This is a genomic window from Cupriavidus basilensis OR16 (genome assembly GCF_000243095.1).
GTDB lineage: Bacteria > Pseudomonadota > Gammaproteobacteria > Burkholderiales > Burkholderiaceae > Cupriavidus > Cupriavidus basilensis_D.
In genome coordinates this window covers 26,800-39,777 of the sequence record NZ_AHJE01000082.1, presented here as the reverse complement: position 1 = coordinate 39,777, position 12,978 = coordinate 26,800, and the positions used below count along the sequence as shown (strand labels likewise).

Below are 12,978 nucleotides of genomic sequence, written 5' to 3'. Positions count from 1 at the left end.
CCGGCAGCATGGCACGCCGTCCAGGGGGCGGCGTGCCTCGAAAACACCTACAGTCAGTTGGCTAGGCACTCGGCAACCAGCGTGGGTTTCCTCTCGCTTGTGACCGCACAGTAGGCCGCCGTCGTCGGTCTCGAGCCAAACTCGCGCACGCTAAGTCGGGCGCTTGCCTCGGCCAGCGCGCGCAGGCGGGCTTCATCCTGTGGGCCATCAATGCCGACATAGGGGTCATGATGCAGAACATGGCCAAAGATGCGCTCGCAGTCGCTGGCATAGCGCCTGGTATCGACAATATGGGCGTGCCAGAATGCGTCCACTTGTTCGCTGGGCACGACTGGCGCGTCGGGGTACTTTGCCGCAAGTTTGAGAAAGCTGCGGTAACCGGCCTCGGCATCGACCAGGCTTTCGGGGCTCCAATGGGCGGACTTGCCATGGAGAAGCTTGGCTTTGATTCTCGAGAAATCGAGCGCATCGATTACTTGCCATGACCGTTCAATCGATTGTTGCTGCACTGTCATGATGCGGTTCCTCCTATTGTTGACGCTGGGGCGCGCATCGGCTGCGGTCCCTGCTCAGGCAGCAGACCGTGCGCGGTATGGCCGGCGAGGAACGCGGTGACGTCCGCGGCCGGAATGGGGTGGCTAAAGTAGTAGCCCTGGACTTCGTCACAGCCCTCGCAGCGAAGAAAATCCAGTTGCGCCTCGTTCTCGACGCCTTCGGCCACGACCTCCAGCGCCATCTGATGTCCCAGCCCGATGATCGCGCTCGTGATCTGCGCATCGCTCCTGCTGTCGGGCAGATAGCGTATGAACGAGCGGTCGATCTTCACCGTGTCAATCGGGAAACGGCTCAGGTAGGCGAGTGAGGAGTAGCCGGTGCCGAAATCGTCAATGGCCAGCCGCACCCCGGTTCGCTTCAGGCGCGACAGCCAGCGCGCCGCTTGCTCGGCATCGCGCATGACCATGCTTTCGGTCAGTTCAAGTTCGAGCAGATATCCTGGCAAGCCGGATTGCTTCAGCGCGTCGAGAACGACCCTCCTCAGATCCTTGTCGGCAAATTGCCGTGCGGACAAGTTGACCGAGACGCGTATCGGGGCGATGCCGTCGGCAAGCCATTGCGCATTTTGCCGGCAGGCCTCACGCAGTACCCACGCGCCAATCTGCACGATGGCCCCGCATTCCTCCGCAACCGGAATGAAGTCGGCCGGCATCACCAGGCCGAGCTTCGGATGGTGCCATCGGATCAGGGCTTCCACGCCGGTACAGGCATCGGTGTCCAGCGAGATGCGTGGCTGGTAGTGCAGCACGAACTCATTGTGTTCAAGTGCGCTGCGCAGATGCGATTCCATGTCGATGCGATTCTGCAGGGACACGCTCATCTCGCGCACATAGTATTGGAAGCCGTTCTTGCCGAGCTGCTTGGCGGCATACATGGCGAGATCGGCATGCTTTAGCAGAGTCTGCGCGTCATTGCCATCTTCGGGGAAAGAGCTGACGCCGATGCTCGCCGTCATCTGCAACTCCTTGCCATCGACGACAAAGAAAGAGGATGTCTAGACGGTGCTGACGGGAGCGTGAACGAGCGAGGCTGCTCTCGAGATGATTCTTGAACATCAGCCGGTTGGGCAGACCGGTGAGCGCATCGTGATTGGCAAAAAAGCGCAGGGTTTCCTCGGCCTGGCGCCGCAGCAGGAAGTGGCCAGTGTGACTAGCAATCGCGCTGGCCATGGCAAGCGCATGTGGATCGCGGGGACGCTTGGTGCGCGAATACAGCGCCACCAGTCCAAGCGTGGTCCTGCCCTTGCGCAGTGGGAAAGCGAATACAGTTCGCACGCCCCCGTCGGCCAGCCAGCGATGCTCAGGCAAATGCGCGATGGCACTGCGGCTCGCATACCAATGCGGCTCCGTCGGTATGCCTGCCTGATCCGCCTGCGGGTCAACCGGCCGCCGTGCCAGCCAAGCCTCCAGTTCGTGCTCTGCGGCCTGACGAACCGGCGCAAGCGTCAAGCCGCGCCCAGCTTCCGAGGGCCAGAACGCACCTGCCTCCCATTCCATTCCTGCGACCAGGGTACGAACGATTTTCTCCAGGACTTCGGCTTCGCTGGACACGGTGGCGAGATGCAAAGCTACCAGATGCTCCTGCGCGCGAGCCTGCTCGATGAGCTTTCGCTGCGTGATGTCCTGCGCGGTGCCGCGCAGGACGGCGGTACCCGGTGGGCCATGCGCGTGGCCGATCAGGTGAAGCCAGCCCGCGCGTCCACGTGACGAGCGGTAAGGGCATTCAAGCTCGAAGGGGGCCCGCGAGCGCAAAGCGGTTTGCATCCTCTGCCACAATACGGCGCGCAAGCGAGGATCGGTTGCGCCCAGCAGTGTGTCTGGTGTGGGATCCCGTACTCGCGCACCAAGCAGCCGGGCCATCTCGCGGGAGAAATAGGCCGTATTGCGCTCAAGATCCAGACGCCAATCCCCGAGATGCGCGATCCGCTGCGCCTGGGCAAGCCCCTCTTGACTCTCGCGCAGGCTGTGCGTCATGCCATCGGCCACTGCCAGGGCACGCGAACGGGAACTGGAGAGCGCGTAGGCTAGCCCGGCCAGCAGCGCGGTAATGATCAGCCCGGCCCCCAACACCACACGCGTCAGATAGTGTTGCGGGCTCGCCATGGCCTGGGCGTCGGCGGAGAAAACAATGAGCCAGCGCCGCCCGCCAAACGGCTGTGCCACCTCCTTGCGCAAGTAGGAACGATCGTCCGATGCGGTGGCCCGGCTAGCAGCCTCGATACTGGCGGGGCCGGTGGTCGTCATGCCGCCGGCGCTGTTGTACAGCAAAGTTGCTGGGGACGGCGGCACTGGCTCGCCATCGAGTTTCCCTGCGTCGTACAGTTTGAAACGGGTTCCATATACGCGCTCGTTGCCGGCGATCGCCCCGAGTAGGCCGCTGATTCGTATGCCAGCACCGACGGAGCCGATATAGGCACGGCGGCGCTGCTCCACTGAATCGAGCGGCTGGCCCTTTTTGTAGACCGGAAGGCGCAAGGCAATGCCGACGTGGGGACCTTCGGCCTCGCTGAAGATCAGGCGCCCGCTGCTCACTGCCTGCCCACTGTCACGGGCTCGTTCGAGGGCGGCCAAGCGCCCCGGCTCAGCACCCATGTCGATGCCGATAGACGGCAAGTTGTTATGGAACGGTTCGACATAAGTCAACACGAAATAGGCTGGCCGCACGCCTGCCGGGCGGATGGAGAATGCGACTCCGGCGTTGCGCAGGACCGGATCCTTGCGCTGGCTGGCGACAAAGCTGGCCAGCTCGGAGGCCGGCACATAGGGCGCGTAGTTGAGCGTCTGGAACCCGGGGTAGCGTTGCTCCAGGTTGAGGCCATTGACGAAGTCGCGGAATTCCTCGCGCGAGATATCATCACTAGCCCCGAAGAGCGCCTGCATGGTTACCAGGACGTCCGTGTAGAGCCGGATGCGCGTATCGATCTGCTGGACGATATCGTCGGTATCGCTCTTGAATCGCAGGCGCGCATCCCTCTCCAGCAGCTCGGTGTAGAGCGAATGCACGACCATTGTGCTAAGCAGGCCGAGCAACAGCGCGCCGAGCGTGACGGCGGTCGTACTGACACGTCCGAACGGACGCAGCAATTGCGTCAGTAGCGTGCGCACACGATATCCCCCCGGAACGTGACGTGTGAACTGCAGGCCTAAGCGATCAAGCAGCAATGGTGTCAGCCGGCTACAACTGGGCCGCTGCCGGGGCGGGCGGATTCACCCAGGGTTGTTTAACCTGTCTCCACAACGTTATCCCAAATTGGAGCAGGGGCAAGGCCAAATACGGATGCGGATTCCCCACTTAAGTGGGGGTGGGCTATGTGCTTAGTCCAGCTGAGGAGCGGAAAGAGTGCCGCCGCACACATTCGCCATGACGCGGCGCGTCATGGCGAGCTTGTCGTATCCGCCAATCGGGATAGGCCTCAGGCCTCCACCACGTTGCGCGGCGAGCCGGCCGCGAACGCTGCGATATTGTCGATCAGCTGGTCCGCCAGCGCCTGGATGGCTTCCCGGCTCGCCCAGGCCACGTGCGGCGTCAGCAGGAAAGCGGGGTGGTCGCGCAGTGCGTGGAACGGGTGGTCGGGGCCGGGCGGCTCCTGCGTGGCTACGTCGAAGCCGGCCCCGGAAACCTGCCCTTGCCGCAGCGCCTGGACCAGCGCCGCTTCGTCGACCAGCCCGCCGCGCGCGGTGTTGATCAGCAGCGGGCGGCGCGTCATCTGCGCGAACTCCTCGCCGCCGATCAGCCCCACGTTGGCGGGGGTCAGCGGGCAGTGCAGCGTGATGATGTCGCTCAGGCGCAGCAGGTCGGCGAAGGGGGTGTGTTGCGCGTCGGTGCTGTGCTGGCCTTTGCGGGCGGCGTACAGCACCTTGAGCCCTAGCAGCTGTGCGATCCCGCCCACCGCGCGCCCGAGTGTGCCGCCGCCGACGATGCCGATGGTCGAGCCGGCCAGGTCGTGGATCGGGTAGTCGTGGAAACAGAACTGCCCCGAGGCCTGCCAGCGGCCCGCGCGCATCGCGTCGCAATAGGCATGCAGGCTGCGGCGCAGTGCGAAGATCAGCGCGAAGGTGTGCTCGGGCACGGTATGCACGGCATAGTTGCGCACGTTCGACACACAGATGCCCCGGGCGGCGCAGGCGCGCAGGTCGACGTGGTCGGTGCCGGTGGCCGCGATCGCCACCAGGCGCAGGCTGGCGGCCTCGCGCAGCACCTCGCCCGGCAGCTTGACCTTGTTGGTGATGACGATCTGCGCATTGGCGATGCGCGTGGCCACTTCGTGCGCTGCGGTGGCGTCAAAGACCGTCAGCCGGTGCGCGAACGGCAATGCGCGCAGCACCGTCTCGGGCGATAGCGTGCCTCGGTCCAGGAATACCACTTCCGGCGTGGTCTGGGATGGGTTCATGGTGTTTGCCTGTCGGTAAGCCTGGGTGTTGAGTACGCCATGCCGGTGGCGATCGGCCGGAGCGCGTGGACCGGCCATGGTGGCCCGGGATGCGCAAATTGACAATGTCGTTCTTGTCCACTAGCCTTTCCCGATTCTCAAACCTCAGGGCATGGCTTGACGATCCTGGCGAGCCCGGCGCCTGTTCCTGGTGGTGGCGCAGAGCGGCAGCTTTACCAAGGCCGCCGAGCGCACCCACATGACACTGTCGGCGCTCAGCCGCCGCGTCGCCGACCTGGAGAAGACCACCGATTGCGCCTTGTTCGTGCGGCTGCCGCGCGGGCTTGAGCTTACGCCGGCCGGCCACGGGCTGGTCGGCCACGCGCGGGCCGTGCTGGATACCGTGAATCGCCTGGCGGGCGACATGAGTGATTTCGCCATCGGCGTGCGGGGGCATGTGCGCGTGTGGGCCAATACCTCGGCCATCATCCAGTTCATGCCGCGGGACCTGGGCGTGTTCCTGCACGCGCAGCCGCTGATCCGCGTCAGCCTGGAGGAGCGCATGAGCGACGAGGTGATCGCGGCGGTGGCGGGCGGGCAGGCGGACATCGGTGTGTTCGCCGACAACGTCGCGGCCGGCGCGCTGGAAAAGTTCGAATACCGCCGCGACCAGCTGGTGGTGCTGGTGCCACCGGATCATCCGCTGGCGGCGCGTGCCGAGGTGGCCTTCGCGGATGCGCTTGCATACGATTTCGTCGGCCTCAACCAGGGCAGCTCGTTGCTGCAGCGGCTGGCCGACGCATCCGCCGCGCTGGAGCGGGTGCTCAAGCTGCGCGTGCAGGTCAGCAGCTTCGATGCGATCTGCCGCATGATCGAGGCGGGCCTTGGCATCGGGGTCTTGCCGCAGGGCGCCGTGCGCGCCGAGATCCTTGGCGCCGGGTTGCGCGCCATCCGCCTCGCCGATCCGTGGGCCTCGCGCACGCTGTGGCTTGGCGTGAAATCGGTCGTGGCGCTGCAGCCCGAGGCGCGCAAGCTGTTCGATCACCTGCTGGCGCCGCGCTGAGGTGGCCGCGTCAGCCTTGCGTTTTCGGAAAGGGTGCTGGCGCAATCCGACATGTTCATGTGCCTGCGCGGCTGCCATGATGGCTTCCGGCTAAATCGCAGACGGAAGGCAGCGACATGATTGACCACCTCGACCACTTGGTGCTGACCAGCACGGATGCCGGCGCCACCATCGATTTTTATACGCGCGTGCTAGGCATGCAGCTGGAGACCTTCGGTGAGAACCGCGTGGCGTTCCGCTTCGGCAACCAGAAGATCAACCTCCATGTGCGCGGCGAGGAGTTCGAGCCGAAGGCGCACCTGCCGGTGCCTGGCGCGCTGGACCTGTGCTTCATCGCGTCGATCCCGCTCGATGCCGTGATCGAGCGGCTGGGCGCCGCCGGCTGGCCGATCGTGCAGGGACCGGTCGCACGGACCGGCGCCACGCAGAAGATCCGCTCCGTCTACGTGCGCGATCCGGACCTGAACCTGATCGAGATTTCCGAGCTGGCCGCGCCATGACCAGCGCGATGGCGTTGAAGAACGTGCCAGCGGGGGCGCTGCGCGTGCTGCTCGCGCCAGATTCGTTCAAGGGCAGCCTGGACGCGCCAGCGGTGGCCCGGCATATGGCCTGCGGCATCCGCCATGCGCTGCCGCAGGCCCTGGTCACGCAGGTACCGATTGCCGATGGCGGCGAAGGCACGGCCGCCGTGGTGGCCGGGGCATGCGGCGGGCGCTGGCATGCGGTGGACGCAACGGATGCCAACGGCAGGCCGGTGCGCATGCCGTTTGCCGCTTGCGAGAGCGCGGTGCTTGGCGCCTTCGCCATCTTCGATGTGGCGGCGGTGGCGGGCCTCCCCGACGCGGTAGCGGCGCCCGGCGCGCGCACCACGCGCGGGGTAGGGCAGGCAATACGCGGAATCGCCGCGCGAGGTTTCGCCACCATCGTGATTGGCCTGGGCGGCTCTTCGACCAACGATGCCGGCGCCGGCATGCTCTCGGAGCTGGCATTCGATTTCCTCGATGCCGCGGGCGCGCGGGTTGACCCGGTGCCCGACAATCTCGCGTCGATCCGCAGCCTGCGCCCTCGGGGCGATGCGGACCCGCTGCAAGGGCTGCGCCTGGTCGCGCTCACCGATGTCACCAGCCCATTGTGCGGGCCGCTTGGCGCGAGCATGATGTTTGGCGGGCAAAAGGGCGTGACGGATCTCGCGCAAGCGGACGCGGTGATAGGCGAGTTCGCGGCGCGTTGCGAACTGGCGCTCGGTTGCCACGCCGCGCAAGCGCAGGGCGCGGGCGCCGCGGGCGGGCTGGGCTTTGCCATGCGGCTGCTTGGCGCGCAATTGCTGCCGGGCGGCAGCTTTATTCTCGACACCGCCGGGTTGGCGACGGTGGCCGGGTACGACTGGATCCTGACCGGCGAAGGCCGCTCGGATCGCCAGACCTTGCTTGGCAAGGGCCCGGCGCTGATCGCGGCGCTGGGACGCCGGCACGGCGTGCCCGTGACCTTGCTATCGGGCGCGATCGCCGATGGCGCGCTGCTGCGCGAGGCATTCGACGGCTGCTTCTCGGTGCAGGCCGGCCCTGCGTCGCTGGCCTGGTCGATCGCACAGGGCGGGGCACTGCTGGAAGCCGCCGCCGCGCAACTGGCCCGGCTCTATGCGGCCGCGCGGCGTTCCGCTTAGACGGACGATCAGTCGGACGCCAGGGCCGGCGCCGAAGCCGCGACAGCACGCGGTGCCACCGGCACGGGGCACCGCCGTACTCGCGGCACTCGCCGCGCTGGCGACGCCCCGGTTGCCCAGCCTGAACACGGCCACCGTGTCGCGCCGCCGCTCGCTCGGAACGTACTGCGGCGCCTAAGGAGGAGCCCACTGGAAACCACACGTGGCATCTACCGCGAATCGCGCGCGTTGAGGCGACTGGCTCAGCCAGGCGAGGACGGCCGTCCTGCGGTTGATTCACTGCATGGCGGGATTGATTACCGCATCATGTCCCGGGTGCTTCGGGTGCAGCCGCCACCATCTCGCGCACCATCGCGCGAAAGCGCGCCACCGCGGCCGGCAGCGTGCCTTGGCGCATCGCCAGGTGCAGGGGCGCGCTCAGCGACGGGGTCTGGCCCAGCGGGCGATAGACGATGTCCTCGCCACCCAGGCGGTGCATGGACGCGGGCACCACGGACACGCCAAGGCCCGCTGCCACCAGGCTCAGTGTGGCCGGCAGGCGCGGCGCTTCCTGCGCCACCAGCGGGCTGAAGCCCGCGGCGCGGCAGGCGGTCAGGATCGCGTCGTACAAGCCGGGCCCGGCGGGGCGGCGGTAGAGGATGAAGGGCTCGCGCGCCAGTGCCGATAGCGCCAGCGCGCCGGCCTGCGCCGCCAGCGCATGCCCGGCTGGCAACGCCGCCAGCATCGGCTCCTCCAGCACGGCGTCGAGCACCAGCCCGGTGGTGCTGCCCACCGGCGAGCGTACGAAGGCTGCGTCCAGCCGCTCGTGCAGGATCGCGTCCACCAGCTCGCTGGTGCCGGCTTCCTCCAGCGTCACGGCAACGCCCGGCACGCTCTCGCGAAACCGGCGCAGCACGGCGGGCACGAAGGGGTGCAGGGCGGCGGAGCTGGTAAAGCCAACCGCTAGCCGCCCTTGCTCACCGGCCGCGGCGCGGCGTACCACGGCGGCCACCCCATCGGCCCGCGCCAGCACCGCGCGGGCTTCGTCCAGCAGCGCCAGTCCCGCCTCGGTGGGCCGCACGCCGCGCGGCAGGCGCCGCATCAGCAGAACGCCCAGTTCCTCCTCCAGCCCGCGCAACAGGCGCGTAAGCGGCGGCTGCTGCATGCCCAGGCGCTCGGCGGCGCGGGTGACGTGGCCTTCCTCGGCCAGGACGACGAAGGCGCGCAGCCGGCGTAGCTCGATCATTGCCATACTTTCAAGGTATTAAAATCGTGTCCAATATGCATTGGAAATCATAGCAGTTCGGCTCTATCCTGACGGCATGCATCGGGCATCAACGGAGCACGGCAATGCGTCTAGCCAAGGGCAACGAGCAGGATCGAGGCAGGGACGCCAGGCTTCCTGCCTCGTCGCACCCGGGCAACCTGCTGGAATTCCTGGCGTGGGTAGGCGCTAAGCCGCGCACCTTCGCCGACACCATGGAGGCATGGCGCACGTCCTGCCCACGGCTGTCCGCGTGGGAGGACGCGACCACGGCCGGCCTGGTCGGGATGACATCCCAGCCCGGCGTGCCGCGCGCGCAGGCTATCGTCGAGCTGACCGCCAAGGGCAGGGCCGCGCTGCGGCTGGCGAGGCCGCCCGCCGTGCCGCCCGCGCCAGATCTTCCGAAGCACTAGAACCGAACCCGCAAAGGAGCAGCAATGACTTGGTCCGCCAAGCAATACGTGAAATTCGAGAACGAACGCACCCGCCCGGTACGCGACCTGCTGGCCGCGGTGCCGGGGCGCGAGCCGCGTGTCGCGGTAGACATCGGCTGCGGCCCGGGCAACTCGACCGAGGTGCTGGCCGCCTGCTTTCCAGGTGCGAGCGTGACCGGGCTGGACAGCTCGGCCGACATGGTCGAGGCCGCGCGCAAACGGCTGCCCGGGTTGAAGTTCGCGGTGAGCAGTATCGAAACCTGGGACGACCCGGGCCCCTATGACGTGATCCTCGCCAATGCCGTGCTGCAATGGCTGCCCGACCACGGGCGCCTGCTGCCCGCGCTGGCCGCGAAGCTGGCGCCCGGCGGCAGCCTCGCGATCCAGGTGCCCGATACGCTGGATACGCCCGCGCACCGCCTGATGCGCGAAGTCGCCGCCGACGGCCCGTGGGCCGGCAAGCTGGCCGCCGCTTCGCAGGCGCGCACTCCACTGCCCGGAGCGGGCTGGTACTACGCGCTGCTGCGCGCGCATTGCGGCGCGGTCGATGTCTGGCACACCACCTACAACCACGCGCTGGCCGACGGCCCCGCCGCGATCGTGGAGTGGTTCAAGGGCACCGGCCTGCGTCCCTTCCTGGATCCGCTGGATGAAGGCGAGCGCGCGGCATACCTGGAACGCTACACGGCGGCGGTGGCGCGTGCCTATCCGCCGATGGCGGACGGCACCGTGCTGCTGCCGTTCCCGAGGTTCTTCATCGTGGCCACGCGCTGAAGGCCAGGCCGGGCTGCAGCCGGCCGTTGTGCCTCTCCACGTCTGACAATGCCATCCCTCGCTTGTCGCGTGCATGGCGTTGTCGTGCCATGTATGCCAATCCTGGCAAGGCAACCGGTACAAGGGCACCGGCCGACCATGAAATTCAAGAACGTCGAATCAGCTTCAGGCCTTGCGCAGGTAGCAGGCCTTGAGCATGAAGCTGCCGGCGTCCATCTTGCAATCGACCTCGTGGTCGCCGCCTACCAGCCGGATGCTCTTGACCTTGGTGCCCATCTTCAGCGTGATGGATGAGCCCTTGACCTTCAGGTCCTTGATCAGCACCACGGCGTCGCCGTCGTTCAACGCGGTGCCGTTGGCATCTTTCACCACGGCGTCGGCGTTGTCATCGTCCTGCGCGGTGGCCACCATGGCCCACTCGTGGCCGCAGTCGGCGCAGATGTAGTTGTCGCCATCGGGGTAGGTGTTTTCCAAGGTGCATTGGGGGCAGGCGGGGATGGTGGACATGACGGCTTCCGGTTGCGTGAGGCTTGAGGCTTTTGGGGGCTAGAGTATAGCGGGCGGCATTGTGCCGTCCAAGGCCGCGCAGCTTTTCCCAGCGGCCGTGTTACGCGGACGCGCGGGACGTTCGTGCGCCAAGCCGGCCTAGTTGCCGTTGCTGGCTTCCTTCGCATCGTGCAATGCTGGCGCCTGGCGGTTGCGTGCGCTGCCGCCGCGCCGCCGGTCCGCTAGCGGCAGGCCGCCGCGCGCGGCCATCTGCCGGGAGCGCTGCTCCAGCCGCATCAGCATGTCATCCAGTTGCGCCACTTCCTTGTCCCCGATCGCATCCAGCAGTTCAAGGTTGACCTGTTTCGTCAGCGGGAAGATCTCGCCGTACAGGGTCTCGCCCGCAGCGGTCAGCGCCAGCGTGACCTGCCGTGCATCACCGGGCCGCGCAGCTGGCATGGGGGCGGCCCAGATGAATCGAATCATAGGTTCGTGATCGCGCGGCCTGGCAAGGTAGCGCGCGAGAAGCTGCATTACAGGCCTGCGGCGTCACGGCGTCAAGAAATGCAATGAATGCTACACCGCGCTACACCGCGGCTGGCGCGCGTTCGGCCACGCCGTATGACCCGTTCAGATAATCCTGATTCTCTCGCACCGGCTTATCCGGCAACCTTGGGCCAGCACCCTGGAACAGGCAAGCGCTCCAGCTTGCCGGCCTGAGTTACGGAGACAATGATGATCGGCATGACCATGATGAAGCACGTAGGCACTGGCTTGAAGTGGATGGCTTTCGCACCGCTTGCGGCGGGGCTTGCCTCGGGCGCGATGGCCGTGGATGCGTTCCCTGCCAAGCCGGTCACGCTGGTGGTTCCCTTTTCGGCGGGCGGCCCGACGGATGTTGTGGCACGGGCACTTGCGCAGGCGATGTCCAGGGATCTCGGGCAAAGCGTGATCGTGGAGAACCGCCTCGGTGCCGGCGGCACGGTCGCGGCAGCTTATGTCGCGCGGGCCCAGCCGGATGGCTACACGATCCTGATCCACCACAACGGGATGGCGACGGCGCCGGCGCTGTACAAGAAGCTGTCGTATGGCCCGCTGAAAGACTTCGAGTACATCGGGCAAGTCGCGGATGTCCCGATGACCCTGCTCGGGCGCAAGGACCTGCCCCCGGCCACCACGCAAGACCTGGTGAAATACGTCGCCCTGAACAAGGATAAGGTCTCCCTGGCCAACGCCGGCCTGGGCGCGGTATCCCAGCTGTGCGGGCTGTTGTTCGAGGAGGCGGTGCATGTGAAGCTGAATGCGATTCCCTACCAGGGCACCGGGCCGGCGCTCACGGCGCTGCTCGGCGGGCAGGTCGACCTGCTTTGTGACCAGACCACATCGACACTGCCGCATATCAACGCCAACCGGCTCAGGTTCTACGGCGTGACCACGCCCAGGCGCATCAAGGCGCTGCCCAATGCCCCGACGCTGCAGGAGGGCGGCCTGAAGGGCTTCGAGATGAAGGTCTGGCATGGGGTCTACGCGCCCAAGGGCACGCCGCCAGCCGTTACCGCGCGCCTGACCAAGGCACTGCAGAAGGGCCTGCAGGACCCGATGGTAGCGAAGCGCCTCGATGACCTCGGCGCCGAGATCGTGCCCGTCGACAAGCAGACGCCGGAAGGGCTGCATAGCTGGCTCAAGACGGAAAGCGATAAATGGCAACCGCTGCTGAGAACGATGAAGGTGGAAGCGGACTAACGACCGATATCACCGCGGGCCGGCCGCGGCCCGCCGTCATCGCATGCACGCCGCCCTGCAACCGCAGCGGCGTTCTTGCGTTCGCCTCCTCCAGACCAAGAGCGTCTGGATCAACACCGGCGCGGGCTCCGGAAATCCGTTCACCATGCGGTAGGCAGCCGCTTGGTGCGAGACATGATCGGTGGGACGTTCGCGTGCTTAACCGATGCGCTGAGCCGGGCTCCCGCCGGCAGCTTGCGCCACGCTGATCAGCTCATCGATGAGGGCGCGCGCGCAGCCGGGCAGCCCCTGCAGCTCGCGCACGATGACTGCGCGCTCGCGGATCACCCACGGGTCGTCCAGCTCGACGATGGCGAGCTTCATGGTCTGGCGGTGCCGCAGCGCCGCGGAGAGCGGCACCACGCCGATGCCCACGCCCGCTTCGATCATGCGGCACATGGCTTCGAAGCTGCGAATCTGGATGCGGATCTGCAGCTTGCGCCGTTGCTCGTGGACCAGGTCGGTGAGGAACGCATGCAGGGTGCTGCCCTCATGCAGGCTGACATGCTCGTACTCGAGGGTGTCGGCAAGCGAGACCTTGCTCTTCTGCGTGAGGGGATGGCCCATGGGCGTGGCCAGCACGAGCTTGTCGGTGCTGAAGTGCACCAC

General features: G+C 66.7%; 14 protein-coding genes. 6 read left to right on the top strand and 8 right to left on the bottom strand.

Annotated elements, in window-relative coordinates; translation table 11 throughout:
• Positions 1-53: 53 nt before the first annotated feature.
• From OR16_RS27135 to OR16_RS27125, 4 genes are all read right to left on the bottom strand, one after another.
• The gene (locus OR16_RS27135) at positions 54-515 is read right to left on the bottom strand and encodes a glycine-rich domain-containing protein (RefSeq protein ID WP_006161531.1); all 462 of its coding nucleotides are present in this window, start codon (positions 513-515) and stop codon (positions 54-56) included.
• A complete protein-coding gene (locus OR16_RS46440) occupies positions 512-1,510 on the bottom strand; it encodes a putative bifunctional diguanylate cyclase/phosphodiesterase (protein WP_237717246.1) in 999 nt (332 codons plus the stop codon). The genes OR16_RS27135 and OR16_RS46440 overlap by 4 nt, the downstream gene beginning before the upstream one ends.
• A complete protein-coding gene (locus OR16_RS27130; RefSeq protein WP_237717245.1) occupies positions 1,464-3,659 on the bottom strand; it encodes a sensor domain-containing diguanylate cyclase in 2,196 nt (731 codons plus the stop codon). The genes OR16_RS46440 and OR16_RS27130 overlap by 47 nt, the downstream gene beginning before the upstream one ends.
• Before the next feature lie 308 nt (positions 3,660-3,967).
• Positions 3,968-4,945 carry a D-2-hydroxyacid dehydrogenase gene (locus tag OR16_RS27125; RefSeq protein ID WP_006161530.1) on the bottom strand — a complete coding sequence of 326 codons (978 nt, stop codon included), beginning with the start codon at positions 4,943-4,945 and terminating at the stop codon, positions 3,968-3,970.
• Positions 4,946-5,126: 181 nt separating this feature from the next.
• Between OR16_RS27125 and OR16_RS27120 the strand changes: the two genes are divergently transcribed.
• The 3 genes from OR16_RS27120 to OR16_RS27110 all read left to right on the top strand — a co-directional run bounded on the left by OR16_RS27120 (position 5,127) and on the right by OR16_RS27110 (position 7,650).
• The gene (locus OR16_RS27120; RefSeq protein ID WP_272942878.1) at positions 5,127-5,987 is read left to right on the top strand and encodes a LysR family transcriptional regulator; all 861 of its coding nucleotides are present in this window, start codon (positions 5,127-5,129) and stop codon (positions 5,985-5,987) included.
• Between the two features lie 116 nt (positions 5,988-6,103).
• Positions 6,104-6,487, top strand: a complete 384-nt coding sequence (locus OR16_RS27115; RefSeq protein WP_006161528.1) for a VOC family protein — start codon at positions 6,104-6,106, stop codon at positions 6,485-6,487.
• Positions 6,484-7,650: a glycerate kinase gene (locus OR16_RS27110; protein ID WP_006161527.1), complete on the top strand. Its 1,167-nt coding sequence runs from the start codon at positions 6,484-6,486 to the stop codon at positions 7,648-7,650. The genes OR16_RS27115 and OR16_RS27110 overlap by 4 nt, the downstream gene beginning before the upstream one ends.
• A gap of 304 nt (positions 7,651-7,954) precedes the next feature.
• Here the strand turns inward: OR16_RS27110 and OR16_RS27105 are convergent, their stop codons facing one another.
• The gene (locus tag OR16_RS27105) at positions 7,955-8,881 is read right to left on the bottom strand and encodes a LysR family transcriptional regulator (RefSeq protein WP_423739688.1); all 927 of its coding nucleotides are present in this window, start codon (positions 8,879-8,881) and stop codon (positions 7,955-7,957) included.
• A gap of 98 nt (positions 8,882-8,979) precedes the next feature.
• On the opposite strand from OR16_RS27105, the gene OR16_RS27100 reads away from it, so the two are divergent.
• Complete coding sequence (locus tag OR16_RS27100; RefSeq protein WP_006161523.1) at positions 8,980-9,306, top strand: hypothetical protein; 327 nt, start codon at positions 8,980-8,982, stop codon at positions 9,304-9,306.
• Positions 9,307-9,330: 24 nt separating this feature from the next.
• Positions 9,331-10,101 carry a trans-aconitate 2-methyltransferase gene (gene tam / locus OR16_RS27095; RefSeq protein ID WP_006161521.1) on the top strand — a complete coding sequence of 257 codons (771 nt, stop codon included), beginning with the start codon at positions 9,331-9,333 and terminating at the stop codon, positions 10,099-10,101.
• 165 nt (positions 10,102-10,266) lie between these two features.
• Here tam and OR16_RS27090 read toward each other — a convergent pair whose 3' ends face one another.
• Both OR16_RS27090 and OR16_RS40060 read right to left on the bottom strand, forming a co-directional pair.
• On the bottom strand, positions 10,267-10,608 hold the full coding sequence (locus OR16_RS27090; RefSeq protein WP_006161520.1) for a zinc ribbon domain-containing protein YjdM: 342 nt from the start codon (positions 10,606-10,608) through the stop codon (positions 10,267-10,269).
• A 138-nt stretch (positions 10,609-10,746) separates the two neighbouring features.
• Positions 10,747-11,073, bottom strand: a complete 327-nt coding sequence (locus OR16_RS40060) for a MarR family winged helix-turn-helix transcriptional regulator (protein ID WP_141639919.1) — start codon at positions 11,071-11,073, stop codon at positions 10,747-10,749.
• 297 nt (positions 11,074-11,370) lie between these two features.
• On the opposite strand from OR16_RS40060, the gene OR16_RS27080 reads away from it, so the two are divergent.
• Positions 11,371-12,330: a tripartite tricarboxylate transporter substrate-binding protein gene (locus OR16_RS27080; protein ID WP_237717248.1), complete on the top strand. Its 960-nt coding sequence runs from the start codon at positions 11,371-11,373 to the stop codon at positions 12,328-12,330.
• Between the two features lie 198 nt (positions 12,331-12,528).
• On the opposite strand, the gene OR16_RS47430 is transcribed toward OR16_RS27080, so the two are convergent.
• The gene (locus OR16_RS47430) at positions 12,529-12,978 is read right to left on the bottom strand and encodes a LysR substrate-binding domain-containing protein (protein WP_272942876.1); all 450 of its coding nucleotides are present in this window, start codon (positions 12,976-12,978) and stop codon (positions 12,529-12,531) included.

Excerpts from the sequence above, each read along its gene's own strand:
- OR16_RS27090 (WP_006161520.1), bottom strand. The coding sequence starts at position 10,608 with ATGTCCACCATCCCCGCCTGCCCCCAATGCACCTTGGAAAACACCTAC.
- OR16_RS27080 (WP_237717248.1), top strand. The coding sequence starts at position 11,371 with ATGGCTTTCGCACCGCTTGCGGCGGGGCTTGCCTCGGGCGCGATGGCC.
- tam (WP_006161521.1), top strand. The coding sequence starts at position 9,331 with ATGACTTGGTCCGCCAAGCAATACGTGAAATTCGAGAACGAACGCACC.
- OR16_RS27135 (WP_006161531.1), bottom strand. The coding sequence starts at position 515 with ATGACAGTGCAGCAACAATCGATTGAACGGTCATGGCAAGTAATCGAT.
- OR16_RS27115 (WP_006161528.1), top strand. The coding sequence starts at position 6,104 with ATGATTGACCACCTCGACCACTTGGTGCTGACCAGCACGGATGCCGGC.
- OR16_RS27100 (WP_006161523.1), top strand. The coding sequence starts at position 8,980 with ATGCGTCTAGCCAAGGGCAACGAGCAGGATCGAGGCAGGGACGCCAGG.
- OR16_RS40060 (WP_141639919.1), bottom strand. The coding sequence starts at position 11,073 with ATGATTCGATTCATCTGGGCCGCCCCCATGCCAGCTGCGCGGCCCGGT.
- OR16_RS46440 (WP_237717246.1), bottom strand. The coding sequence starts at position 1,510 with ATGACGGCGAGCATCGGCGTCAGCTCTTTCCCCGAAGATGGCAATGAC.
- OR16_RS27110 (WP_006161527.1), top strand. The coding sequence starts at position 6,484 with ATGACCAGCGCGATGGCGTTGAAGAACGTGCCAGCGGGGGCGCTGCGC.
- OR16_RS27105 (WP_423739688.1), bottom strand. The coding sequence starts at position 8,881 with ATGGCAATGATCGAGCTACGCCGGCTGCGCGCCTTCGTCGTCCTGGCC.
- OR16_RS27125 (WP_006161530.1), bottom strand. The coding sequence starts at position 4,945 with ATGAACCCATCCCAGACCACGCCGGAAGTGGTATTCCTGGACCGAGGC.